Origin of the sequence: Nocardia sp. CA-135398 (assembly GCF_050955845.1) — a bacterium.
Taxonomy (GTDB): domain Bacteria; phylum Actinomycetota; class Actinomycetes; order Mycobacteriales; family Mycobacteriaceae; genus Nocardia.
In genome coordinates, this window is sequence record NZ_CP192084.1 from 8120997 (window position 1) to 8144562 (window position 23566).

General features: G+C 65.7%; 15 protein-coding genes and 4 tRNA genes. 8 read left to right on the plus strand and 11 right to left on the minus strand.

The genetic code is table 11. The features are described 5' to 3' along the window. Positions 1 to 4: 4 nt before the first annotated feature. Entirely contained in the window at positions 5 to 3496 is a 3492-nt protein-coding gene (locus ACQP1T_RS36055) for an amino acid adenylation domain-containing protein (protein ID WP_433757448.1), read from the minus strand. A gap of 136 nt (positions 3497 to 3632) precedes the next feature. Between ACQP1T_RS36055 and ACQP1T_RS36060 the strand changes: the two genes are divergently transcribed. Then, positions 3633 to 5252, plus strand: coding sequence for a (2,3-dihydroxybenzoyl)adenylate synthase (locus tag ACQP1T_RS36060; protein ID WP_433757449.1), 1620 nt, complete (start codon positions 3633 to 3635; stop codon positions 5250 to 5252). 127 nt (positions 5253 to 5379) lie between these two features. Here the strand turns inward: ACQP1T_RS36060 and nbtS are convergent, their stop codons facing one another. Beyond that, positions 5380 to 6690 carry a nocobactin biosynthesis salicylate synthase NbtS gene (gene nbtS / locus ACQP1T_RS36065; RefSeq protein WP_433757450.1) on the minus strand — a complete coding sequence of 437 codons (1311 nt, stop codon included), beginning with the start codon at positions 6688 to 6690 and terminating at the stop codon, positions 5380 to 5382. Between the two features lie 92 nt (positions 6691 to 6782). Next, the gene (locus ACQP1T_RS36070; RefSeq protein ID WP_433757451.1) at positions 6783 to 7547 is read right to left on the minus strand and encodes a DUF2127 domain-containing protein; all 765 of its coding nucleotides are present in this window, start codon (positions 7545 to 7547) and stop codon (positions 6783 to 6785) included. Between the two features lie 121 nt (positions 7548 to 7668). Between ACQP1T_RS36070 and ACQP1T_RS36075 the strand changes: the two genes are divergently transcribed. Both ACQP1T_RS36075 and ACQP1T_RS36080 read left to right on the plus strand, forming a co-directional pair. Next, the gene (locus ACQP1T_RS36075) at positions 7669 to 10125 is read left to right on the plus strand and encodes a glycerol-3-phosphate 1-O-acyltransferase (protein WP_433757452.1); all 2457 of its coding nucleotides are present in this window, start codon (positions 7669 to 7671) and stop codon (positions 10123 to 10125) included. Beyond that, positions 10125 to 11579, plus strand: coding sequence for an HAD-IB family hydrolase (locus ACQP1T_RS36080; protein WP_433757453.1), 1455 nt, complete (start codon positions 10125 to 10127; stop codon positions 11577 to 11579). Before ACQP1T_RS36075 ends, ACQP1T_RS36080 begins: the two co-directional genes overlap by 1 nt. 684 nt (positions 11580 to 12263) lie before the next feature. Here the strand turns inward: ACQP1T_RS36080 and ACQP1T_RS36085 are convergent. The 7 genes from ACQP1T_RS36085 to ACQP1T_RS36115 form a co-directional block, all read right to left on the minus strand. After that, a complete protein-coding gene (locus tag ACQP1T_RS36085) occupies positions 12264 to 12983 on the minus strand; it encodes a polyprenol monophosphomannose synthase (RefSeq protein ID WP_433757454.1) in 720 nt (239 codons plus the stop codon). 229 nt (positions 12984 to 13212) lie between these two features. Further along, on the minus strand, positions 13213 to 13398 hold the full coding sequence (locus ACQP1T_RS36090) for a hypothetical protein (protein WP_062988306.1): 186 nt from the start codon (positions 13396 to 13398) through the stop codon (positions 13213 to 13215). Between the two features lie 460 nt (positions 13399 to 13858). Then, entirely contained in the window at positions 13859 to 14029 is a 171-nt protein-coding gene (locus tag ACQP1T_RS36095; RefSeq protein ID WP_433757455.1) for a DUF6374 family protein, read from the minus strand. A 253-nt stretch (positions 14030 to 14282) separates the two neighbouring features. Next, positions 14283 to 14359, minus strand: a tRNA-Phe gene (locus ACQP1T_RS36100). A 60-nt stretch (positions 14360 to 14419) separates the two neighbouring features. Then, positions 14420 to 14493 (minus strand) — tRNA-Asp (locus tag ACQP1T_RS36105). Between the two features lie 29 nt (positions 14494 to 14522). Beyond that, positions 14523 to 14595 (minus strand) — tRNA-Glu (locus ACQP1T_RS36110). Between the two features lie 93 nt (positions 14596 to 14688). Continuing rightward, positions 14689 to 15354, minus strand: coding sequence for a TetR family transcriptional regulator (locus ACQP1T_RS36115; protein ID WP_433757456.1), 666 nt, complete (start codon positions 15352 to 15354; stop codon positions 14689 to 14691). Positions 15355 to 16204: 850 nt separating this feature from the next. Between ACQP1T_RS36115 and ACQP1T_RS36120 the strand changes: the two genes are divergently transcribed. Further along, positions 16205 to 16277 (plus strand) — tRNA-Lys (locus tag ACQP1T_RS36120). A 760-nt stretch (positions 16278 to 17037) separates the two neighbouring features. Then, complete coding sequence (locus tag ACQP1T_RS36125; protein WP_433762494.1) at positions 17038 to 18000, plus strand: acyl-ACP desaturase; 963 nt, start codon at positions 17038 to 17040, stop codon at positions 17998 to 18000. A 122-nt stretch (positions 18001 to 18122) separates the two neighbouring features. Here ACQP1T_RS36125 and ACQP1T_RS36130 read toward each other — a convergent pair whose 3' ends face one another. Further along, positions 18123 to 18764 carry a hypothetical protein gene (locus ACQP1T_RS36130; RefSeq protein ID WP_433757457.1) on the minus strand — a complete coding sequence of 214 codons (642 nt, stop codon included), beginning with the start codon at positions 18762 to 18764 and terminating at the stop codon, positions 18123 to 18125. A gap of 130 nt (positions 18765 to 18894) precedes the next feature. Here ACQP1T_RS36130 and ACQP1T_RS36135 point away from each other — a divergent pair, with 130 nt between their 5' ends. From ACQP1T_RS36135 to ACQP1T_RS36145, 3 genes are all read left to right on the plus strand, one after another. After that, positions 18895 to 19749 carry an SDR family oxidoreductase gene (locus ACQP1T_RS36135; RefSeq protein ID WP_433757458.1) on the plus strand — a complete coding sequence of 285 codons (855 nt, stop codon included), beginning with the start codon at positions 18895 to 18897 and terminating at the stop codon, positions 19747 to 19749. Positions 19750 to 19881: 132 nt separating this feature from the next. After that, the gene (gene dusB, locus ACQP1T_RS36140) at positions 19882 to 21030 is read left to right on the plus strand and encodes a tRNA dihydrouridine synthase DusB (protein ID WP_433757459.1); all 1149 of its coding nucleotides are present in this window, start codon (positions 19882 to 19884) and stop codon (positions 21028 to 21030) included. Positions 21031 to 21228: 198 nt separating this feature from the next. Beyond that, complete coding sequence (locus tag ACQP1T_RS36145) at positions 21229 to 23550, plus strand: LCP family protein (RefSeq protein ID WP_433757460.1); 2322 nt, start codon at positions 21229 to 21231, stop codon at positions 23548 to 23550. Positions 23551 to 23566: the final 16 nt, after the last annotated feature.

The following is a 23566-nucleotide window of genomic DNA, read 5'->3' on the forward strand; positions in this document are numbered from 1 at the left end:
CGGCTCACGCCTGGGCGAGGATCTCCGCGTCGGTCATGGCCAGCACCTCCAGATACAACTCGGCGACGGCATCCAGGCGATCGGGCGTACCGCGACCGGTCTCCCGCTCGACCAGCCGCTCCGCCAACCCCGCGACCGTCCGGCCGACGAGCAGATCGGCGACCAGCGCGTGGTCGACCTCCAGCCATTCGCGGATCCTGGCCACGGCCGCGGTGGCAAGCACCGAGTCACCGCCCGCGCCGAAGAAATCGTCGTGCGCGCCGATGCGATCGGTACCGAGCACTTCGGCGACAATGGCGGCCAGCGCGGCCTCCAGTGGCGTGCGCGGGCGCGCGTCCACCGCTTCGGCCGCATCGGGTTCCAGCAGCGCGACCACCGCGCGGCGATCCAGTTTGCCGTTGTCGGTCAACGGCATCTGCTCGAGGATCTCGATGCGGCTGGGAATCATGTAGCCGGGCAACAGATCTCGCACTGCCGCGATAATCTCTTCGACGGAGTCGACCGCACCCGAGACCGCCGCCACCAGCTTCGGCGCACCCGTGCCGACCACGGCGGCCACCGCGTGTCGCACACCCGGCGCGGTACGCAGTCCGCTTTCCACCTCGCCCAATTCCACCCGATAGCCGCGGATCTGGACCTGATGGTCGGCGCGACCGAGGAATTCGATGGTGCCGTCCGGCCAATAGCGGGCCATATCACCGGTGCGGTACCAGCGCAGATCGTCGTGGACGACGAACCGCTGCGCGGTGCGCTCCGGGTCGTTGCGATAGCCGGCCGCGACATTCGTACCGCCGACCCAGAATTCGCCTGGCACCCAGTCCGGGCAGTCGCGACCCGCCGAATTCACCACGCGGCAGCGCACATTGCGCAGCGGTACGCCGAACGGGACAGTGGCCCAATGCTCGGGCGGGTCGGCAACCTCGCAAATGGTGTTGTGGATGGAGGTTTCGGTGGCCCCGCCCAAACCGGAGAACCGGCAGCCCGGCACCTGCCTGGCCAGTCGGCGCGCCAGATCCGCGCCGACCCAGTCGCCGCCGAGAGTGACCGCGCGCAGCGAATCGCCCAGGTGTTCACCGCCGATCTCCAGGATCATATCGAGCATGCTGGGCACGCAGTTGAGGATCGAAACCCGGTGCCGGGTCAGCAATTCCACCCAGCTGGTGGCCTCCTCGCGCTGCGCGGCCGACAGCGCGACCACCGAACCGCCGACGGCGAACATGCCGAACATGTCGTAGACGGAGGCGTCGAATTCCAGCGCGGAAAGGCCGAGCACCCGGTCGGCCGGGCCGACCTCGAACCACTCGTTCACCGCGTCGATGGTGTTCATCGCACCGCGGTGCGGCACGTCGACGCCCTTGGGCACACCGGTGGAGCCGGAGGTGAAAAGCACATAGGCGATCGACTCGGGATCCGGAATCACCGGCTCGGCCAGCGGATTCGGATGGGTACGCGCGGCCGACAGCGGAAGACAGGTGATATCCAGGCGACCCATATTCGCGCCGTCGACGGTGAGCGCGGCGACCACGTCTCCGGTACGCAGGATCTCCGCGCGCCGCCCGACCGGCTGATCGAAACCGATGGGCACATAGGCCGCGCCCGCCGCGAGCACACCGAGTACGGCGAGGATCTGATCCGGCCCCTTCGGCAGCTGCACCGCAACGGTTTCGCCGGGCCGCACCCCGATCTCGCGTAGCACCGCCGCGACCGAAAGCGCTTGTGCGGCAAGCTCGCCATAACTCCAGACACCATCTACACCGTCGCGCTGCCACAGCACCGCGGGGGCGTCGGGCGCACTGCGGGCGTGGTCGAAGAAGCCCTGGTGCAGCGCCCGTCCGGAGACCGGCCCGTCGGTCGCGTTCACCGTTGCGCGCACGGCGGCTTGGGCGACCGGCAGTTGTACCGCGGCCTCCGCGCTCCAGCCCGCCTCACCCGCGCCCAGCCTGCCGATCGCCTCGGTGTAGCTGGTGAACATGGCGTCGATCATGCCCGTGGGGAATGCGGATTCGCGCACGTCCCAGTTGAGCAGCAGCCCGCCCCGCACCTCGGTGACCTGCGCGTCCAACAGCACCTGCGGGCCCTGCGAGATGATCCAGACCGGCTCGCCGAAGGTCTCGGTGACCGAGTTGGCGAATAGCTCGCCCAGATTGAGCGCGCTGGTGTACACGATCGGTGCGAGCACCGGCTCGCCGCGGTGCCTGCCGAGATCGCGCAGCACCTCGAGCCCGGAATAGGCGGTGTGCGCACCGCTTTCGTGCATCGCACGCTGCAGTGCCCTGGCCCGGTCGGTGACCGTCACGTTCTCGGTGACATCCACCTCCAGCATGATCGAGGAGGTGAAATCACCGATCACCCGGTCGATATCCGGATGCACCGGTTCCCGGTGGAACAGTGGCACATTCAGCAGGAAGCGGCTCCGTGCCGACCAGCCGCCGATGGTCTCGGCGAATACCGCGGCAAGTGCCATCGCCGGTGTAATCCCACGGGCATGTGCGGCGGCGAGCAACCGCTCCTTGGCTTCCGGCTCCAACCAGTGGTTATAGCGGACGGTCCGATGCGGCTCGGCGCGTTCACTTACCGGAATGGTCGGCAGCTCCGGTGCGCCGGGCAGCTCCGGCAGCCGATCGCGCCACCACTGCTTATCGCGTTCCCTGGCAACGGTATCCACCGTGCGCTCGGTGCGATAGCGGCGATAGCTGTAACCCTGTGGCGGCACCGTGCCGCCGTGGTAGAGCTCGGCGAGATCGGCGACGAGCACGCGATAGCTCATCGCGTCACCCGCGATCATGTCGACGTCCAGATGCAGTCGGGTGCGGCCGTCGGCGAGCAGACTCAGGGTCACATCGAGCACCTGGCCGTCCTCGATGGCCAGCCGCTGATGAGTCTTGTTGTCGCGCAGCCGCTCCAGCTCGGCCTCCGCTCGGGCATGCGTGCGTAGATCGACGACCGAGAACACCGGACGGCCGGGAGTGCGCATGGTCTGCTGGGTGCCGTCGGGGAGGAACCTGGTGCGCAGCATCGGATGCACCGCGACGAGATCCGTGACCGCCCGCGCCAAACGTTCGGGATCGACCTCGGCACCGTCGAATTCGACATATAGGTGCGCGGCGACACCACCGAGATCCTGTTCCTCGGAGCGACCGATCCAATAGGCGTGTTGCATCGAACCCAATGGGAACGGTGCGAATTCGTCCTCGGGATCCCCGTTTTCGACAGGTTCGGGTTCAACCACCGACGCGACAGACTCCTCGACGCCCAGCAACCGCGCCCACTCCGCGACCGACGGCGCCGCCGCCAACTGCGCGAAGTTGATCTCCAGTCCACGCTTGCGCCAGCCGCCAGCCAACTTCATGGTGCGAATGGAGTCCAGTCCGAGCTGGATCAGATCATCGCCATCGGCGATCGTTTCGACCGGTACGTCGAGCTGTTTCGCGATAGCCGCGCGAATTTCGTCCCGGCTGATTCCCGCCCCGTCCCCCGGTCGCTGTGCTGGCTCCATCTGGCGCTGTCACTCCTTGGTCGCCGCCGCATCCGGCGGATCGAGACTGCTCGGCGGTAGCCTATCGCAAAGAGATAGGGTTGCCTAACCTTTGTTATGAGACCCTAATGATGCAGCAGACCTTGTGAGGCAGACCGTGACTTCGACATCCACCTCGCCCACCCATCGCGACGGCTACGTCCCCTTCCCCACCGCCGACGCCGCGACCTACCGCGCTGCCGGGTACTGGAACGGCCGCCCGCTCGGGGACCTGCTGCGCGCGACCGCGACCAGGCATCCGCACCGCACCGCACTGCTCGATACCGACAGCGTGCGCACCTACGCGTGGGTGGATGCCGAGGCCGACCGGATGGCGCACGGGCTACTCGCACTGGGCATCGCGCCGGGCGATCGGGTGGTCGTCCAACTGCCGAATGTGCCGGAGTTCCTGACGGTCCTGTTCGGATTGCTGCGCGCCGGAATCATTCCGGTGCTGACCCTGCCCGCCCATCGCCGCGCCGAAATCGAGCATCTGGCCGGACTTTCCGAAGCTGTCGCGTACATCGTGGCGGACCGGCTCGGCGACTTCGACTACCGCGAATTGGCCGAAACCGTCCGTTCGGCCGTACCCACGCTGCGCCACATCCTCGTACTCGGCGATCCGGGAACATTCACCGATCTGAATTCGATTCCCCGCGACGGTGGTCCACTCCCCGACATCGATCCGAGCGATATCGCGTTGCTGCTGGTCTCCGGCGGTACCACCGGCCTGCCGAAGCTGATCGCGCGTACCCACGACGACTACGTCTACAACGCCACCGCGAGCGCGCAGGTCTGCGGACTGACAGCGGACGATGTCTATCTCGCGACACTGCCCGCCGCGCACAACTTCCCCCTCGCCTGCCCGGGCATCCTCGGCACCGTATCGGTCGGCGCGACCGTCACCTTCATCACCGATCCGAGCCCGGAGAGCGCCTTCGCCGCCATTGAACGCTATGGCGTCACCGTCACCGCGGTGGTACCGCCGCTGGCCCAACTCTGGTGCGCGGCAACCGAATGGGAGGAAGCCGACCTCGGCTCACTGCGCCTACTCCAAGTCGGCGGCGCGCGGCTGGCCGAGGTGAATGCCCGCGAGGTGGCGCCCGCACTCGGCGTGCGACTGCAACAGGTCTTCGGTATGGCCGAGGGACTGCTCAACTACACCCGCCTGGACGACAGCGCCGATATCGTCTGCACCACCCAGGGCCGTCCGCTCTCCCCCGCCGACGAGGTGCGGGTGGTTGATGCCGACGGCAACGACGTCGCCGCCGGTGCAGAGGGCGAACTACTCACCAAGGGCCCCTACACAATCCGCGGCTACTACCGCGCCCCCGAACACAACGCCCGCGCCTTCACCCCCGACGGCTACTACCGCTCCGGCGATCTCGTGCGCCGACTGCCGAGCGGCCATCTGATCGTCTCCGGCCGCATCAAGGACGTCATCAACCGCGGCGGCGAGAACATCTCCTGCGACGAACTCGAGGAACATCTGCTCGCCTACCCGTCCGTCCGGCATGCCGCCGCCGTCGGCCTGCCCGATGCCGCATTAGGTGAAAAGGTCTGCGCCGTCCTGGTTGTCGACGGTGCGATGCCGACCCTGGCCCAGCTCAAGTCCTTCCTCACCGACCGCGGCCTGGCGACCTACAAACTCCCGGATCTGCTCCGCCCTGCCGACGAACTCCCGATTACCGCCGTCGGCAAGATCGATAAGAAGGCCCTGCGCGCCAGCCACGGCTGACCGGAACGATCGGGGATGGCGCGAGTCCGATATCGCCACCCCCGATGCGAACCCCGGATAAAACCGGGTTGCCCCAGCAGATGATTCGGAACGCGGGCCCACCTTGATGGGTTGTGATCTCGAATTGCTAGGCCTTGACCACATAGGGCGCGACACTGCCCAGCTTTTCGCAGGTCTCCTCGAATTCCCGCTCCGTCCGCGACTGGCCCACAATGCCAGCGCCCGCGCGCAGCCACGCACCCTCCGTGGTCTGGTAGACCGCCCGCAGCACCAGCGTCGCCTCCATCGCACCGCTCGGCGAAACCGTCACCACCGCACCGGAGTACAGGCCACGCGGCGCACCGTCGAGACGGAATACCGAATCGACACCTTCCCGCTTGGGAATGCCGGACGCCGTGACCGACGGGAACAAAACCTCCAACGCATCCCAGCTGGAACGGTCCGCGGCCAATCGCCCGCGCACCGTTGAGGCCAGATGCTGCACGCTGCCGCGTTCCCGAACCGCCATGAAATCGGAGACCGCTGGCGTGCCGGGATCGGCCACCTCGGTGATCTCGGCGAAGGAGGTCTGCACCGAAATCGCGTGCTCCACGATTTCTTTGGGATCGGTGACGAGCTCGGCCCGAGCCGCCATATCGATGGCCTCGCCGAGTCCGAAGGCGCGCGTACCGGCGAGCGGTTCGGTGGTGACCACCCGATCCTCGTCGACGGAGGCGACCAGCTCCGGACTGAATCCGGCCGCCTCGAGTCCACCGAGGCGAAGCAGGAACGAGCGCGCCGGAGTGTTGTTGGCCCGGCCGAGCCGGTAACTGGCCGGGATGTCCACCGCGAACGGCAGATCGACCTTCCTGGACAGGATGACCTTCTGATAACGGCCGGAACGGATTTCCGCGACCGCCTCGCCGACCCGCTCTCGATATCCGGTCGGATCGAGACGCACATCGACCGGATGCGCCTGCGGCAGTTCGGTCTCCTGCGAGGCGGCGATGAGATCGTGAATGTCATTGGCCTCGGCCGGTGTCGCGCCGGAAATCCGGACGCCGAACTCGCCGACCCGCACCTCGATGCGCGGAATCATCAGATGGGCCAGTGCGGTTCGCGGATGCAGATGCCGCGTCGCATCCAATGCCCATGCGCAGAATTCGAATCCGATCCAGCCATAGGCGTGCCGTCCGCCGAGCGGCAACGTGGCGAGCGCGTTGTCGATGACCCGTGCCGGGCTACCCTCCCAAGCACTGGTGGTGCCGCGCCCGTCCCAGGACACCCGCAATTCGTTCGCGTCGAGTTCGACGCTGCCGAGCGGATCCGCCGCGAATACCCATTCGCCGGGCCGTTCGTACATCACGTATTCGCCGAAACGCTCGGCCGCCGCCAGCCGGGACATCGCTGCCGCCGGATCGGTCACATACTCGACACGCAAGCGCTCCGTGGTCGACAACGATCCTCCAAGGTTATGCTGACCTAACTCAGAAAAGTAAGGTTAGCATTACCTGTCTTGGTCGCTACTGTGCTGCAGACCACAGCAATTGGCTACTCCGCGGGCACCGCGAGCGCCGACCGCTCGACGCTGAGCAAACTCTCCGTGCTGTGCTCCGCGTGATACGCGGCCCCGCCGCCGCGCACTCCGAACAACCGCTTGCTGTAGACCAGCCAGACCACCGCGGCGATATTGATCAGCAGTGCGCCGATGCGCAGCACGGTGATCTTCTCGGTCAGCTCGTAGATCTCCAACGGCAGGAAAATACTGGTCGCGACCACCGCGAAGTACTCTCCCCAGCGCCGCACCAACCACAGCCCCACCGCCTCGATCGCCTGCAGCGTCGCATAGGCGAGGATGCCGATGGCGACCCACAGCAGCGTGGTATTCGACAGCGAGAACGCGTCATCGATCAGATGCACGATCTTGGATCGGTCGATATCCCAGCCGATCTGATCGGCCAACGGCCGCAGCAGCGGCAGTTCCTCGTCGAAGGCCGCCCGCATATCCTCACGGGAGGACCGGAATTTGAAGACCGCGAGCGCGGCGACCACCAAGAGCAAGCCCCGCGCCAACCGCTCGATCGCCAATGCCCGCATCAGCCAGCGGTCCCGCAGCAGTCGCCCACGCGGCACCTCCGGCGCATGGTCGGCCGGCCCGGAGCCGACCGGTTCACCGGGTACGAAAGTGCCGCAACGCAGACACCGCCACGCGACACCGGCCACCGTCTGAACCTGCAGCCGCTCCGCCAGATCCTGCTCATCCGGCGCATAGGTGTAATGGCCGTGCCAGCCGCACGCGCGTAACGCCCAATCCATGCGCGCAGCCTAGTTCGCGATCACGATCGGCCGCGATCGCAAACGCCGTGTCGAGGCCCCGATGCCAACTCGCCCGCCGGAGTTCCTGCGCGGAATCCACTGGCGGGCTTCAATAGGAGTCATGATCGATCACCGCGGGGATTCGCCCGCTCCGGCTCGAGCGGCGGCACCCGATTCCGTAGTGGCACTGATCGATGCGGGCTCCGGCGTGGAACGCGAACTCGTCGGCACCTGGCTGGCCGGGGGCGGCATCAAACACGAACTAGGCGTCGACGCACCCATCACCCAGGTGGATCTGGATGCGGATGCGATCGGCGACCGGCTGGTCGGACGGCGTGACGATCCGCTGGTCGTGCCGATCCGGGTGCTGTGGCTGCCGCCCGAACGCGACGGGGTCCGCCGCATCACCTTCGCCGACCTGGCCCTGCTGACCAATCCGCGTCAGCCGAACCGGTTCGCCCAACGCCGGTTGGTCGGCAAATCGCCCGACCGGCACGTGGTGCTCACCGGCCAGCCCGCACTGCTCAGCGAATTGCGCGCCAATAATCCGGAGGCAGCGGCGCTGCTCATGAAGGGCTCCGCCGAGCCGTTCGCCCGCGCCATCGTGCGCGCCGCGGTCGTCGCCCTGGAACGCGCCGAACGTTCCGTCATCGGTGACCGGTACAAGGTGCCGCGGCTGGTGGCCGAGGAGATCCTCGACTCCCCGGACTTCTTGCGCAGGCTCGAACTCATCGCCGATCAGCTCGGTGCGAGTCCGCACGAGGTGTACCGGCGGGCCGAGAAGGCGCTGAACGAACTCGTCGCAGCACAGAGCAGGCTGGTCTCGGATCTGTTCACCCAGGCGATGCGCCCGATCCACGCCTCGACCTGGAAGGTCGACTCCGACGATTCCGGCCTGGACGGGCTGCGCGCTTTGAACCGAAACCATCCGCTGGTCTTCCTGCCCTCGCACCGGTCCTATGTCGATGCGTTCGTGCTCGGTGATGTGCTGGCCCGCAATGACTTTCCGCCGAATCATGTGATCGGCGGCGCGAATCTGAGCTTCTGGCCGATGGGTCCGATCGCCCGGCGCACCGGCACGGTCTTCATCCGGCGCAGCTTCGGCGACGACGAGGTCTACAAGGCGGTGGTCGAGGAGTACTTCGCCTACCTGCTGGCCAAGCGCTTCAATATGGAGTGGTACTTCGAAGGCGGCCGCACCCGCACCGGCAAGTTGCGCCCGCCGCGCTACGGATTGCTGAATTACCTTGCCGCCGCAGTCCGTTCGAATCGGATCGACGATGTCATGCTCGTCCCGGTCTCGATCACCTATGAGCGACTGAACGAACTCGGCGCCATCGCCACCGAACAGGCGGGCGGGAAGAAGAAGCCGGAGGGGCTGGCCTGGCTGGCGCGTTATGTACGCAGCCAACAGCATTCAGCCGGACATGTCTATGTGCGATTCGGCGAACCACTGTCGGCGCGCGATCGCCTTGCCGCATACGGGGATCCGCTCACCCCACCGCCGACGATCATTCCGCTGCACCGCACCGAAGCGGCGGGGACCGAGCCGAACAACGACACCACCTCGGCGGATGTCGCCGAACTGGAGCGAAAGGCCGTGCAGCGGTTGGCCTTCGAGGTCGCCGTCGGTATCAATAGGGTCACCCCGATCACGGTCAACGCGCTGGTCACACTGGCGCTACTGGGTGTGCACGAGCGTGCGCTCACCCTCGGCGAGGTGCGAACCGTGTTGGCCCCGGTGCTGCGGTATATCGACAAGCGCGGGTTGCCGAGCGGCGAACTGGCGGCGCTGCGCGACGAGCAGAGTCTCGCGGTGGTACTCGAGCAATTGTCGCTGGCCCGGGTCGTGACGGTGTATCGCGGCGGGCTGGAACCGGTGTACTCGATCGAATCGGGTGCGCATCTGGAGGCCGCGTTCTATCGCAATAGCGCGGTGCACTGGTTCATCAACCGCGCCATCCTGGAATTGTCCATCCTGTGCGCCTTGGAGACGCAGGCGCCGGATCAGCTGCGGACAGGCTGGGACGAGGCCTTCCGACTACGCGATCTGCTGAAGTTCGAATTCTTCTTCCCGGAGCGGGCCGAGTTCTCCGCGCAGATGACCGCGGAAATGCTTCTGGTGGACCCGGACTGGCACCAACACACCGCGGCGGACACCCTCGGCGAGGATATTCTGCACAAACTCACGGCGTCCGGATTCATGATGGCGCACCGCACACTGCGTGCGTTCGTCGACGCGCAGCTGGTAGTGGCCGAACGGCTGGCGGCCCACGACAGCGCCGAAGAGATCGATCGCAAGGAGTTCATCGACGAATGCGTCGCGGTCGGTAAGCAGATGCTGCTGCAGCAGCGACTGCACAGCCCGGAATCGGTCTCCACCGAATTGTTCTCCAGCGCACTCAAACTCGCGGACAACCACGGTCTGTTGACCCCCGTGAGTCATGACTCGGCCAAGCCGAGGGCCGAATTGACCCGACGCAGAAACGAATTCGCCGACCAGCTGCGCATCATCGCGACCCGGATCTCGCAGGCGGCAGCATTGGATCCGTCCAATATTCCCGTGCGGGGGGCCTGATGACCGAACCGAGCCCCGCGGTCCCACGGGATCTCGCGGGTGCCATCGCCGCGATCCGATCCGGGCCGCAGGGTCCGGAGGTGGCCGCGGTTTTCGACTTCGCCGCCGTTGTGGCTGGTTTCGGGCGGCCATCGCTGTGGCGGCGGACATTCCGGAGCAATAAGGGCGCAACCGCGGCGGACATACTGCTCGACAGCATCCGCAACGAACTCACCGATGGTGGATACAGCCGGTTCCTCCAGCAAGCCATGCGGACACTGGCCGATCAACCGGAAGCCGAGCTGGACGAGTTGGGCACGCACCTGTTCCGGAAAAAAATCTACGGACATCTGTATCCCGAAGCGTGGCAGCTGATCCGGACGCACGAGGCCGCCGGGCACACCGTGGTGCTCGTTACCGCGCTGACCCGATTCCAGGTCGAACCCGCCGCGGCCGAACTCGGCGTCGAGCATGTGCTGTACACCCGGATGGCGACCACCGATGGTGTGCTCACCGGTTACCCGGACGGAAAAACCCTGTGGCGCAATGGCAAAGCCGATGCGTTTCGCGAATTCGCCGCGGCGCATGCGCTGGATATCACCCACAGCTATGCCTACGCCGACAGCACCGCCGATCTGCCGCTGCTCTCGGTGGTCGGGCATCCGGTGGCGGTGAACCCCGATCGCCAACTCGGTACCGCTGCCCACGAACAGAATTGGCCGGTACTGACGTTCCGTCCGCGCCGACCACCGCGCCCGATCGACTATCTGCGCACCATAGCCGGATTCGCCGGGCTGCTGGCGGGCGCGTTGGTCGGTGTGCTGAGCAAGTCGTATACCCGCCAGCGCCGGAAGATGGCCGATGCGCTGATGGCCTACGGAACCGGCGCGACGCTCGGCACGACCGGTATCCGGCTGCGGGTCAGCGGTGCGAAAAACGCCCGTGCCCCGAGGCCCGCCGTCTTCCTGTTCAACCACCAGAGCCAGTTCGACGTGATCATCGTGCCCAAGGTGCTCGAAGGCGGCGTCACCGGAATCGGCAAGAAGGAGCTGACGAAGAACCCGATCTTCGGCCCGCTGATGCGATTCGTCGGCGTCACCTTCATCGACCGTGCGAACACCACGCAGGCCAAGGCGGCACTGGCACCGGTGGTGCAGACGTTACGTGACGGGCTGTCGATCGCGGTCTCACCCGAAGGCACCCGGTCGTACACGCCGGGCATCGGCCCGTTCAAGAAGGGTGCCTTCCATATCGCGATCCAAGCCGGAGTGCCGGTGATCCCGGTGGTGATCCGCAATGCGGGTGAAGTCAACTGGCGCAACTCGATGGTCGCCCGCAAAGGCACCGTCGACGTGGCCATCCTCGACCCGATCGACGTCAGCGGCTGGGACCCGACCGATATGGACGACAACGTCGAAGCAGTTCGTCAGCTGTACACCGACACACTGCTGAACTGGCCGTCACCGGACCACTGACGCCACCGGCGCCTTCACTGTGCACCCTGTACGCCGCATGCTCCGTACTACGGGATGCCCGGTTGGCCCGGTTGGTGGACGGGATACCCGGCTGGCAAACGGACGCCTGGGTGCTTGCCGGACGGGATGCCCGGGTGGCGAACGGGTGCACGGTTAGTGGGTGGGCGCGCGGCTCGGTTGGCATACGGTGCCCGGTTGCTGACCGGGACAGGGTGCCCCGTTAGTTGACGACAGGGTGCCCGGGTGGCGAACAGATGCCCGGTTAGATGGCAGACGGGGTGCTCGGCTGGCGAACGTGCCCAGTTAGTTGGTGGGCGCGGGGCCCGGTCGGCGGACGGTGCCTGGGTGCTGGCCGGACAAGCTGTCCGGCTGACCGACGAGTGCCCCATTACATGGCGGACAAGGTGCCCACCTGGCGAACAGATGCCAGGCTAGATGGCAGACGCGGTGCCCGGCTGACGGACGAGTGCCCTATTAGTTGGGGACGCGGGGCCCGGTCGGCGGACGGGTGCTCGGTTGCTGGCCGGACAACGTGCCCGGCCGACCGACGAACGCCCCATTACATGGCGGACAAGGTGCCCACCTGGCGAACAGATGCCAGGCTGGATGGCAGACGGGGTGCTCGGCTGACGGACGAGTGCCCTGTTAGTTGGCGGACGGGGTGCCGAGTCGTCCTCGGGTGTGTCAGACCGAGCGGCCGAACAGCAGTTTCCACGGCATCAGCGCGGATTCCAGCTGCACCTTGAGGCTCATCTTGGAGGCGCCGAGGGTGCGCTCCTCGAAGCGGATGGGCACCTCCGCGATCGTGATGCCCTTCTTGACGGTCCGGTAGTTCATCTCGACCTGGAACGAGTATCCGTTGCTGCGAATCGAGGCGACGTCGATGGCGCGCAGCGTATCGGCCTTCCACGCCTTGAACCCGGCCGTCGCGTCCTTGACGCTCAGGCGCAGGATCAGGTTCACGTAGAAGTTGGCCCAGGCGGACAGCGCCTTGCGGTACCACTTCCACTCCTCTGCGGTGGAGCCACCGGGCACATAGCGGGACCCGAGCACGACACCGGCATCGGTGGTGTTCAGCTTCTCCAGCATGGCCGGAATGACCTCGGCCGGATGCGACAGGTCGGCGTCCATCTGAATCACCACATCGGCGCCCTCGTCCAGTGCCCGGGTGATCCCGGCCACGTAAGCACGGCCCAATCCGTCCTTCTCGGTGCGGTGCAGTACGCCCACGACATTCGGCAGCTCGGCCGCCAGCTTGTCGGCGATCTCACCGGTCCCGTCCGGCGAATTGTCATCCACCACGAGCACATGCAGATCGGGCACCGGCAGCGCCGTCAGCCGCTCCACCGCAACCGGCAGATTCTCCCGCTCGTTGTAGGTCGGCACAACAACGGTAACCCTCAAGGGTCGCCCTCCCTGCTCACCTGTTCCAGCCCGCAGACCCACGACTGGACCCGGAGCACTCGTCTGATTGCCAAGAACCGTACTTGATCGAACTGAAGCCCACCTGAGCGCCCGCACGCTCCGGCCGCCACCCGAATACCTGCGACCTGCCGACTATCTCGCGAATCGCGTCACCCACCCCACCGACCCGCCCCGAATTCAGTTGCCGCACACCATCCCTGACGCCCCCTCACTTATCCCCATCGCGCCAATCCCGATCCCGAGCGTCCTCGCGAGCATTGCGCGCATGCACGATCTCCAACGCCCGCTCAGCAGTGGCCTGATCCGGATACGGCCCCATCCGATCCCGAAACCAACACTGCTTCCCACTCTCGGCCCGCTGATGCTTCAAGCAGTAGTACCACTTCTCCGCCATCCCCCCAGCATCCCACCACCATGATCAACAGACCCCCAATTTCCACCCCAACCCTCGAGATCCGCACCCGTGTCGGCACGAGAAATGGCCACACCCGAAAACGCCATACCCGGGAAGTGGCCTCGCGCAAAAGACACCACACCCGAGCAACGGCACGCCCGGGCAGCGCCGCCCCCGGGGCACAATCACCCCCAGACACGGGTATCGGCGGATAGGCGATCCACAACGCAGGTCAAACGCAAACGAGACGGAAATAGCGGAAGAGGCGCGGGGCCGACTTCGCCGCACCACGCCTCTTCCAAGTCCCTGGCAGGATTCGAACCCGCGACCTCCACCTTGCGAAAGGGGTGCTCTATCCACTGAGCTACAGAGAGCCGATAAATCTCGAAAGCTGTAGCACGCCCGTCAGACCCGCCCGATGCCACAAGCCATCGGGACCAGTAGATGAAGGATTCACGATCTACCCGCGCTGGGTTTCCTCTGCGTAGATACGCATGCCCTCGGCGATCTTGCCCGCTGCGTTCTCCAGTTGCTCGGGAGGCAGATACTTGCCGAACGCGGCAGCATCCAGGAGTTGCGTGCGCACCTGCTCCAGGTTCATGCGTGCCCAGTCGAGTCGAGAAAGTGGCATGAGCGGAGATTACTCCGAATCGAACAAAGTTTCGATAGCAGCGAACAGCGATGACGCAGGCAGATGACCTCACCGACCAAGCGGTTATCGATGGGCGAACGAGCCGGAGAGGCGAACATCACCATTCGGGCGTGCCACCCACGTGCACCAAGCCTCGGTTTTCAGCGGTCAACCCGGGTCGAGTACTGCCCCATGCCCCTACGGGGTATTGACACCAAAAATCCCCCTGACCTCGTGCAATGTCAAGGGGATTTGGTGGCCAGGGCCGGGATCGAACCGGCGACCTTCCGCTTTTCAGGCGGACGCTCGTACCAACTGAGCTACCTGGCCGCAGGCACCCGTGGTGAATGCCATACGCGAAACGCCGGATTGCTCCGGCGCTTACTTTTGCGACCCTGACGGGACTCGAACCCGCGACCTCCGCCGTGACAGGGCGGCGCGCTAACCAACTGCGCCACAGGGCCTTGCGTTGCTTCCAACGATCCTTAGACCGTACCCCCTACGGGATTCGAACCCGCGCTACCGCCTTGAAAGGGCGGCGTCCTAGGCCGCTAGACGAAGGGGGCTCGCCCCGGATTTCTCCGGACCGGCTTCAACGGCTGTCCGTTGGGAGCTGGGATAGCTTATGACAGACCGGCCACGTTTCCCAAATCGGCTGTTCAGGCTCCCAAACCGAGCTCTTCGAGTCGGGCCTGCGCGCGCCAGCCGTCGTTGCGGAACTTCTCGGCCCATTCCGGGGTGGCCATCGCCTCGACCACGACCTCCAGCGCCTCCTGGAAGCGCGCCCGCAGATCGACCCCGCTGCCGAAGGTGTCGATCAGATAACGCTGGCCGGCGAGGGCGGCGGAAATGGTGCGGGTGAAACGGTCCGGGTCGGCGTCGGCGCGCAGCTGCCCCTGATCGATGGCACGGACCGCGAGCGCCCGGGTGGCGCGGCCGAGTATGCGACCGCCGCCGGTCTGCACATCGCGATAGAAGTCGGGTTCGATGATCAATCGGAATTCGGCCTGCACGATGATGTCGTGCTCGAGTCGCAGCGCCACCTCGTCGACCATCCCGTGCAGGACGTCGAGTGGGCCGAGATCCGTTCTGGCAAGCCAACGCTCGGCCGATGTGCGATATCGATCGACCGCGGTCTCGAGTACCGCGCGTGCGAGATCTTCCTTTGAATCGAAATGAAAGTACATGGCGCCCTTGGTGGCGCGTGAACCTTCCAAAATGCGGTTGAGCGATGCAGCGGCATAGCCGCTCTTCCCGAACTCAACGGCGGCGGACCTGATTATCGCCGCGCGTGTCCGGCGGGCCCGCTCTTGCTGCCGTGCCATGCTCGAAACGCCTCCGAAGCCTACTCGTCGCCAATCGGTGCCCCCAAAGGAACGGACCCTTGGCGCGAAGTTATGAGTTTTATCAATACTTCAAACCGGGATTTCGCCCCGTTTCAAACTTTCGGTACGAAAACTTGCGAAAATCCTGAAACACACCAGCTGGTATAGTTTTCTTGCCCAGGTGCGCCGCAGGGGGTGCGCACCTGGGCATTACTTCGTCTCGGATCTGCCTCCCCCGGCGTCGACTCGTAGGAAGTCGCGATCGGCCGTACCGGCCGCGACACGTTCGGGCACACCAACGATAAGCCGAATTCCGGATCGCCGGGTAAGTCGGCGATTCTTCCGTAATTCACCAAGTCGTCACCGTACCCGGAAACGCCATCCGACACGCGGCAAACCGAAGACTCCAGCGGGCGAAACATCCGGATATCTGTTACAGCAAACTTCACGCAATCGAACAAAGTGATGCCTCGGATTTCCGAATTCGACAGCGACGCAGCACTGTTCACCCGCGTCGACCAGCGACCCGGTCACCGCTGCGCCGACCGCGCGATACCGGCCAGCCGCCTCGCTGCGTCCCCCCGCGCACTGACCCTACTCCCCCCGCAAATCCAAAGACATTGGTACGCAACATGATTGGATGGTAGCCCGGCACGGCAGGAATGAACAAAGCTGGGTACCAAATGTTTACCGGCAGCATCGCTGCCCGCACGCATCGTGTTACCCGGTGCGCCAGCACCACTCGACACCGGTACCCGACAACGCCGAGCGAACCGAACCGAGCCCCCGATCGACGCGCCCCGCCCCCGGTTACCCGATCCGCTCCCGGCCCACTACACTGTCCATCCGCGCCCCTATAGCTCAGTTGGTAGAGCTACGGACTTTTAATCCGCAGGTCGTAGGTTCGAGCCCTACTGGGGGCACGTTGGCAGGCGTCCGGTTTGTATACCGGACGCCTGAGTCATTTTCCGGTCTCGATGACTCAGCTCGATGATTTGCTCTCGCAGGTTCCCATTGCACCGATGGCGGACAAGTCGACCAAGCCACCGCCACGAATGCGGTAAAGGCGGGCGACATTGCGCGGCGGGTTGCAGTCCAAGGCGACAGAGTCCGAGGGTGCGGCTTCGTCGGTCAACGCGCTAGATCAACGCTCGGTGTGACGGATGGCACCGGCGGCGACAATCTGATCGCCGATGCCGGCTTCGTGCTGGCCTATCCGGCCGAGCTGAGCGGTGGGATGCACCACAGACGCGGTCCAGCGACGGCATCGGCGACAAACCTGTGGTCTGCTCGGTGGCAGCGGCAAGATCGAACGGCATCAGCGGCGCGCACGGAGAAGCGTTGGCCCAGAAGGCAGGTGGTCCGATCGGGCATCTCCTCGGCGAACTTTCGGCCGCCGACGCTGGCCGACCGAGGTCGCCAGACCGTGGGCTTTGTGCGTTACAGCACGCTGGGCTAACAGCTCTCGGCCCCTGACGATAAACCCCTTGCTGCGGGCCGAGCCCCTACACTCGGTGTGGTTGTCGAACGCCGACATCGGCGTATGACCTCTATCACGAGGTCTCATTTGTCAGCCAGATGCGTTTCGCATCACACCTACGGTGCCGTAAGGTATGGCCGCATCGGCACACGGTCTACCCCGGGGAACTGACCAGCAAGAGCACACACATGAAGGGCTTGTATATGGCAAGGGATCTGACTCAACTCGAGCTGCTCACGGAGTTGGAGCCGGTTGCCGCAGAAAACGTCAACCGGCACCTCTCCCTGGCAAAGGAATGGCATCCGCACGACTATGTCCCGTGGGATGAGGGCCGCAACTTCGCGGCACTCGGCGGGGTCGACTGGGACCCTGAGCAGTCCCGATTGAACGAGGTCGCGAAGGCGGCCATGATCACGAATCTGCTCACCGAAGACAATTTGCCCTCCTACCACCGCGAGATCGCCGAGAACTTCTCGCAGGACGGCGCCTGGGGCACCTGGGTGGGCCGCTGGACCGCCGAGGAGAACCGCCACGGCATCGTCATGCGCGACTACCTCGTGGTGACCCGCGGTGTCGATCCCGTGGCGCTCGAAGAGGCGCGCATGATCCACATGACCAACGGCTTCGCTTCGCCGACGGAGGCCGATGCGGGGTTCCTGCACTCGGTCGCGTACGTGACCTTCCAGGAGCTGGCCACCCGGGTCAGCCACCGCAACACCGGCAGGGTCTGTGACGACCCGATCGCCGACCGCATGCTGCAGCGCGTCGCCGCCGACGAGAACCTGCACATGATCTTCTACCGCAACATGTGCGGCGCGGCCCTGGATCTGTCCCCCGACCAGGCCATCGAGGCGATCACGCTGATCCTGGAGAACTTCCAGATGCCCGGCGCAGGTATGCCCAACTTCCGCCGCAACGGCGTGCTGATGGCCAAGCACGGCATCTACGATCTGCGCCAGCACCTCGAAGATGTGGTGCAGCCGGTGCTGAAGAAGTGGAACATCTTCGAGCGCACCGATTTCACCGCACGCGGCGAGGCCGTGCGCGAGCGGCTCGGCCTGTTCCTGGAGAAGCTGAGCCAGGATGTCGTCAAGTTCGAGGAGCAGCGCGACCGTATGCTCGCCCGCGAGGCCAAGAAGCGCGAGCTCGCCGGTATCGCAGGCTGATCTCGCCCCCGCAAACGTAAACGCGCCGCCGCCGGAGAAATCCGGCGGCGGCGCGTTTATGTTCGGCAACGCCGATCTCGGTGGCGAACTTATAGGTTCAACCGTCGAAACTCCTTGCGGCGCTACTTGACCGGCAACGCGCCGTCGACCCCGCCGACATCGGTGATCTTCCAATCCGTGTTCTTATCCAGCGTGACGTTGTAGGTCACCGTTGTCTGCGCGCCTTCCGGACTCTGCGCATTCGTCGAACTCACATTTACGAAGACATCGACTTTGTAGATACCGCCTTGCTCCGACATCACCTTTGCGGTAATCGGCGCGGCGGTGGAGGTCCACTTCAGCGGAACCAGAATCTGTTCGAGCTTGGGCGCGGTCGCATCGAACTTATTCGCCAGCTGCGGAACGGTATTCGCCTTCAGCCTGGCCACCCAGGACGGTATGTCCTGATAATTGACGGTGGCCGCACCGACCGCGTATTCGGTGGCCACCTGCTCGGCCTTGTTATCCGCTGCTTCCCGATCGTTTCGATCGGCGAGCTCGCCGCGGGCCGAGATGAGAAAGCCGCTCAGTACGGTGACCGCGATCACCAACGCGCCGATTACCGCGGCGACGACCACGGTGGACACCCGAATCGACAGGGTGCCCGGCCGCCGGTCCGACGGCCGCCCGGACGCGCCGGTTGCCTTCGTCTCGGTTGTCTTGCCCAGCTCCACGCCGGAGCTGCGGTCGGCACCCGATCCGGTGCCCTCGATCCGTTCCGTCATCGGCCCTCTCCGTGTGTCTGGCGGTTACAGGTATTACCCGCGGGTAACAGGCTACGTATCGCCGCAAACCGCGGACGATTCGCCCAGCAGCATCGACACTGGGGTGATACCGATCACAGGAGGCCAGGACATGCCGAAAAAGGCCACGCTCGGCGGCAAGGTCGTCGCGATCACCGGCGGCGCACGCGGGATCGGACGGGCCACCGCGGAAGCATTCCTCGCTGCGGGCGCCGCGGTAGCGATCGGCGATATCGATGTCGAACTGGTCGCCAAGACGGCGGCGGAGTTGGGTGCCGATCCGGATGCCAAGATCGTCGGGCTGCCGCTGGACGTCACGGACAAGGCCTCCTTCGCCGCCTTCCTCGACAGCGTGGACAGCGCACTCGGCCCGTTGGATGTGCTGGTCAACAATGCGGGCATCATGCCGACCGGGTTGTTCGCCGACGAGGACGAGGCGATGACGGCGCGGATCATCGATATCAACCTCAACGGCATGATCTACGGCTCGCGACTGGCCGTTCAGCGCTTCATGGAACGCGGCAGCGGACACGTGATCAATATCGCCTCTTTGGCTGGGACACAGGGCTTTCCGGGTCTGGCAACCTACTGTGCGACCAAGCACGCCGTGGTCGGGTTCACCTCGGCGCTGCATCTGGAGATGAAGGAGCACGGCGTGCACGTCGGCGCGGTGCTGCCGGGCATCGTACGCACCGAACTGTCCGCCGGTGCCAATATGCCGGACTGGATTACGCCGCTGACCACGGTGGATCCGGAGGATGTCGGGCAAGCGATCGTGAAATCGGTACGGCAGGACAAACCGCTGGTGACCGTGCCGCGGCGGCTCGCGGCAATCATCAGATCAGCACAGTTACTGCCCTACCGAGCACAGTTGGGTGTCGCTGAATTCACCGGTGCGACAACGGCTTACACCCAACCCGACCCGGCCGTGCGCGAGATATACCACCGCAGGCTGCGCGGCCGATAAGCCGAAAGCCCTGACCTTGCCACCGTCGCGGTCGACAGGTCACCAGCGCGGGTGACCGTCTGAACGTCCCATGACCGGCATCACGACCCGGCCCGAAAAGGGCGTTGTACCGCTGATGAGACACTGGTGGGCGTGACGATTACTGCTGAGGCCGAGAGCACGCTGCGGATCGGACCGTATCCGGTCGATCCGGCGGTGGTGCTCGCGCCGATGGCGGGCATCACCAACCTGGCGTTTCGGAAGTTGTGCCGGGAGTTCGGCAGCTCCACGTCGATCTATGTGTGCGAGATGATCACCGCGCGGGCGGTGGTCGAGCGCAATGAGAAGACGCTGCACATGATGTCCTTCGACGAGGACGAGCATCCGCGCTCGATGCAGCTCTACGGTGTGGATCCGGCCACACTCGGCGAGGCCGTGCGGATCATTGTCGGCGAGGGCTGGGCCGATCACATCGACCTCAACCTCGGCTGCCCGGTGCCGAAGGTCACGCGACTGGGTGGCGGCGCGGCGCTGCCGTACAAGCGCGCACTGTTCAGCAAGATCGTCAAGGCGATGGTTTCCGGCGCCGAACCGGCCGGTGTCCCGGTGACGGTGAAGTTCCGCATCGGCATCGACGACGACCACCTCACCTACTTGGACGCGGGCCGCATCGCCGAGGCCGAGGGCGCCAAGGCCGTGGCGCTGCACGCCCGCACCGCCGCGCAGCGGTATTCCGGCCAGGCCGACTGGACGGCCATCGCCCGACTCAAGGAGGCCGTCACCACCATCCCGGTGCTCGGCAACGGCGATATCTTCTCCGCCGCCGACGCGGTGCGGATGATGGACGAAACCGGTTGCGACGGAGTCGTTGTCGGCCGCGGCTGCCTCGGCCGTCCGTGGCTGTTCGCCGAATTGCAGGCGGCACTGCGCGGCCAAGCGCTGCCCGAGGCACCGAATCTCGGACGGGTCGGGGCGGTGCTGTATCGGCACGGCGCCCTGCTCGCCGAACACCTCGGCGAGGACAAGGCCATGCGCGATCTGCGCAAACATATGGCCTGGTATCTGATGGGCTTCCCGGTCGGCGCGGACCTACGCCGGTCCTTCGCCACCGTGTCGAGCCTCACTCAATTGCAGGATCTCATCGGCGAACTCGACCCGACCGCGCCATTCCCTCGCGACGCCGAGGGCCCGCGCGGGCGTCAGGGTTCGCCGGGCAAGGTGGCGCTGCCGCACGGCTGGCTCGATGATCCCGATGATCCGGCCGTCCCCGCGGGCGCGGATCTGATGCACAGCGGTGGCTGATCGGTAAGTGCAATCGCACTGTTACCCGATTGCCAGAAACCCTCCGACCAGCACACATCCAGATTCGCAACAGAACCTCGGCCCGTTGATTTCGCACTGGGCTGGCTCGCCGTGGCGGAATCGTTATCATTGGCGGAATCGGTCATGCCGGTCGAAAGCGGCCGAAACGGCAGCGTAGACGAAAAGCGAGGTTCGTTGGTGGGTGACGATCGGCACGGGCAGTCGCCACGGCCCGGAGGTCGCGCCCCGTGGGAGCGCTATCCCACGGCGGATTACACCGAACGCGACGGTGCACGGTCGTCCCGCAGAGCCCGACATAACGATCCGGATTCCGGCTCGGCACCGCTGACGGTTCAGGACCTGGTCCAGAAGGTCGACAACGAACGCAGCGGGCGCAGACGTCGGTCCACGACACCGGACGCACCGCCCACGAACGCGAACCGGGCCGCTCCGACGCCGCCCGAACGTCAAGCCGATACCCCGCCGCGCAAATCGAGCGCCGCATCCGCGCGCCAAGCGGACGCGCCGCCGCGCACCTCGGCCATGCCAGCGGGACGCAAAGCCGACGCACCACGTACCTCGAGCAACCCAGCCGCACGCAAAGCCGACGCACCCCGTACATCGGCCATGCCCACCGGACGTAACGACGCGGCACCTCGCACCTCGAGCAACCCAGCCGGACGCAAGTCCGACGCACCCCGCACCTCGAGCACCCCGGCGGCACGCAAAGCCGACGCACCCCGCACGACGGCCACCCCAGCTGCCAGCCGTTCGGCCTCCCCGGTCGTCGACGACATCGCGGGCACCCCGACAACCGCGCGCACCGGGAAACGCCGCGCATCGACGATTACCGGGAAAGAGCCACCGGAGGTCGTCACCGACGTAATCCCACCGGTCGAGGAAACCCCGCGCCCGAAGAAGCGCGCCAACGGCTGGCCGACCACCGATCCGGACGCCCCGAAAACCGCGGCCGCGGCCGCATCCACCCGCGTCGGCCTGTCCCGGCTCGCCGCGAGTCGGCAGCGCCGCAATAGGCGGCTGCAGGTCGCCGGCCGCGCCGGGCTGACAATCTGCGCGGTGGTCGCACTACTGGTCACCGGCGGCGGCTGGAGTTATCTACGCTCGACCGCCAATGGCTTCACCCAGGTCTCCGCACTCGACGACCACCCGGAAGACGTCCTCGATTCCGGCGCCCAGCTCGGCGACGAGAATTACCTGCTCGTCGGCACCGACACCCGCGCGGGCGTCAACGGCCAGGTCGGCGCGGGCACACTGGACGATGCCGAGGGCTCCCGCGCCGACACCGTCATGCTGGTGAACATCCCCAAGAACCGCTCGCGCGTCGTGGTGGTCTCGTTCCCCCGCGACCTCGATGTCAGCCGTCCGCAGTGCAACGGCTGGGACAACGACAAGGCCGAGTACACCAACGAGGTCTTCCCTGCGGCCATGGGCGACAAGCTCAATGCCGTGTACGCGCTCGCCGGACCGAAGTGTCTGGTCAACGTGATCCGCAAGATGACGGGTCTGAGCATCGGGCACTTCATCGGCATCGACTTCGCCGGATTCGAGGCGATGGTCGATCAGGTCGGCGGCGTCGAAGTCTGCACGCCCAAGCCGATCGTCGACGGCATCCTCGGCACCGTGCTGGAAAACCCGGGCCGCCAGCACATCAACGGCGAGACCGCGCTCAACTATGTCCGCGCCAGGCACGTCTACGGCGAGGAACGCAGCGACTACGACCGGATCAACCGGCAGCAGCGCTTCCTGGCCTCGCTGCTGCGCGGCGCGCTGTCGAGCCGGGTGCTCTTCGATCCCGGCAAGTTGAACGGCTTCATCTCCGCATTCACCAGCCATACCTTCGTCGACAAGGTACAGCCGACCGACCTGCTTACCCTCGGTCGTTCGCTGCAGAAGGTGGACGCGGGCGCGGTCACCTTCCTGACCATCCCGACCGCGGGCACCACCTCCTACGGCAACGAGATTCCCCGCGATACGGATATCAAGGCGATCTTCCGCGCCATCATCGATGACCAGCCGCTGCCCGGCGAGAAGAAGACGACCCCGGCCCCCGGTTCGATTCCGTCGTCCCAGCCCGCGCCGCCGAAGCTGACCGCGGTCGATCCGAGTTCGGTATCGCTGCTGGTCTCCAATGGTTCGGAGACACCGGGTGCGGCCAACAAGGCGGCGACCAAGCTCGGCAATCAGGGCTTCCAGATCTACAACACCGGCAATTACTCCGGCGGGAATTCCGAGGTCGCCACCAAGGTGCGCTTCGGACCCGGCCACGAGGCCGAGGCGGCCACCGTGGCTAGTTCCCTGCCCGGGGCGACGATGGAGCAGTCGAATAGTCTCGGCGGCATCGTCGAGGTGGTGATCGGTGCCGATAACCCGACCATTCGAACTCCGACCCCGGTCGGCGATCCGATCTCGAATGTCTCGGTCACCGTGTCGAGTGCGGAACCGGTCACACTGCCCTCGGACCTGGAGCACGTCAACGCCGCGGACGAAACCTGCAAGTAGCGGCGGGCGCTAGCAG

Coding starts and splice junctions, on each gene's coding strand:
- ACQP1T_RS36125 (WP_433762494.1), top strand. CDS start 17,038: ATGGCAAGGGATCTGACTCAACTCGAGCTGCTCACGGAGTTGGAGCCG.
- ACQP1T_RS36130 (WP_433757457.1), bottom strand. CDS start 18,764: ATGACGGAACGGATCGAGGGCACCGGATCGGGTGCCGACCGCAGCTCC.
- ACQP1T_RS36075 (WP_433757452.1), top strand. CDS start 7,669: ATGATCGATCACCGCGGGGATTCGCCCGCTCCGGCTCGAGCGGCGGCA.
- ACQP1T_RS36135 (WP_433757458.1), top strand. CDS start 18,895: ATGCCGAAAAAGGCCACGCTCGGCGGCAAGGTCGTCGCGATCACCGGC.
- ACQP1T_RS36080 (WP_433757453.1), top strand. CDS start 10,125: ATGACCGAACCGAGCCCCGCGGTCCCACGGGATCTCGCGGGTGCCATC.
- ACQP1T_RS36055 (WP_433757448.1), bottom strand. CDS start 3,496: ATGGAGCCAGCACAGCGACCGGGGGACGGGGCGGGAATCAGCCGGGAC.
- ACQP1T_RS36090 (WP_062988306.1), bottom strand. CDS start 13,398: ATGGCGGAGAAGTGGTACTACTGCTTGAAGCATCAGCGGGCCGAGAGT.
- ACQP1T_RS36095 (WP_433757455.1), bottom strand. CDS start 14,029: ATGCCACTTTCTCGACTCGACTGGGCACGCATGAACCTGGAGCAGGTG.
- ACQP1T_RS36070 (WP_433757451.1), bottom strand. CDS start 7,547: ATGGATTGGGCGTTACGCGCGTGCGGCTGGCACGGCCATTACACCTAT.
- ACQP1T_RS36115 (WP_433757456.1), bottom strand. CDS start 15,354: ATGGCACGGCAGCAAGAGCGGGCCCGCCGGACACGCGCGGCGATAATC.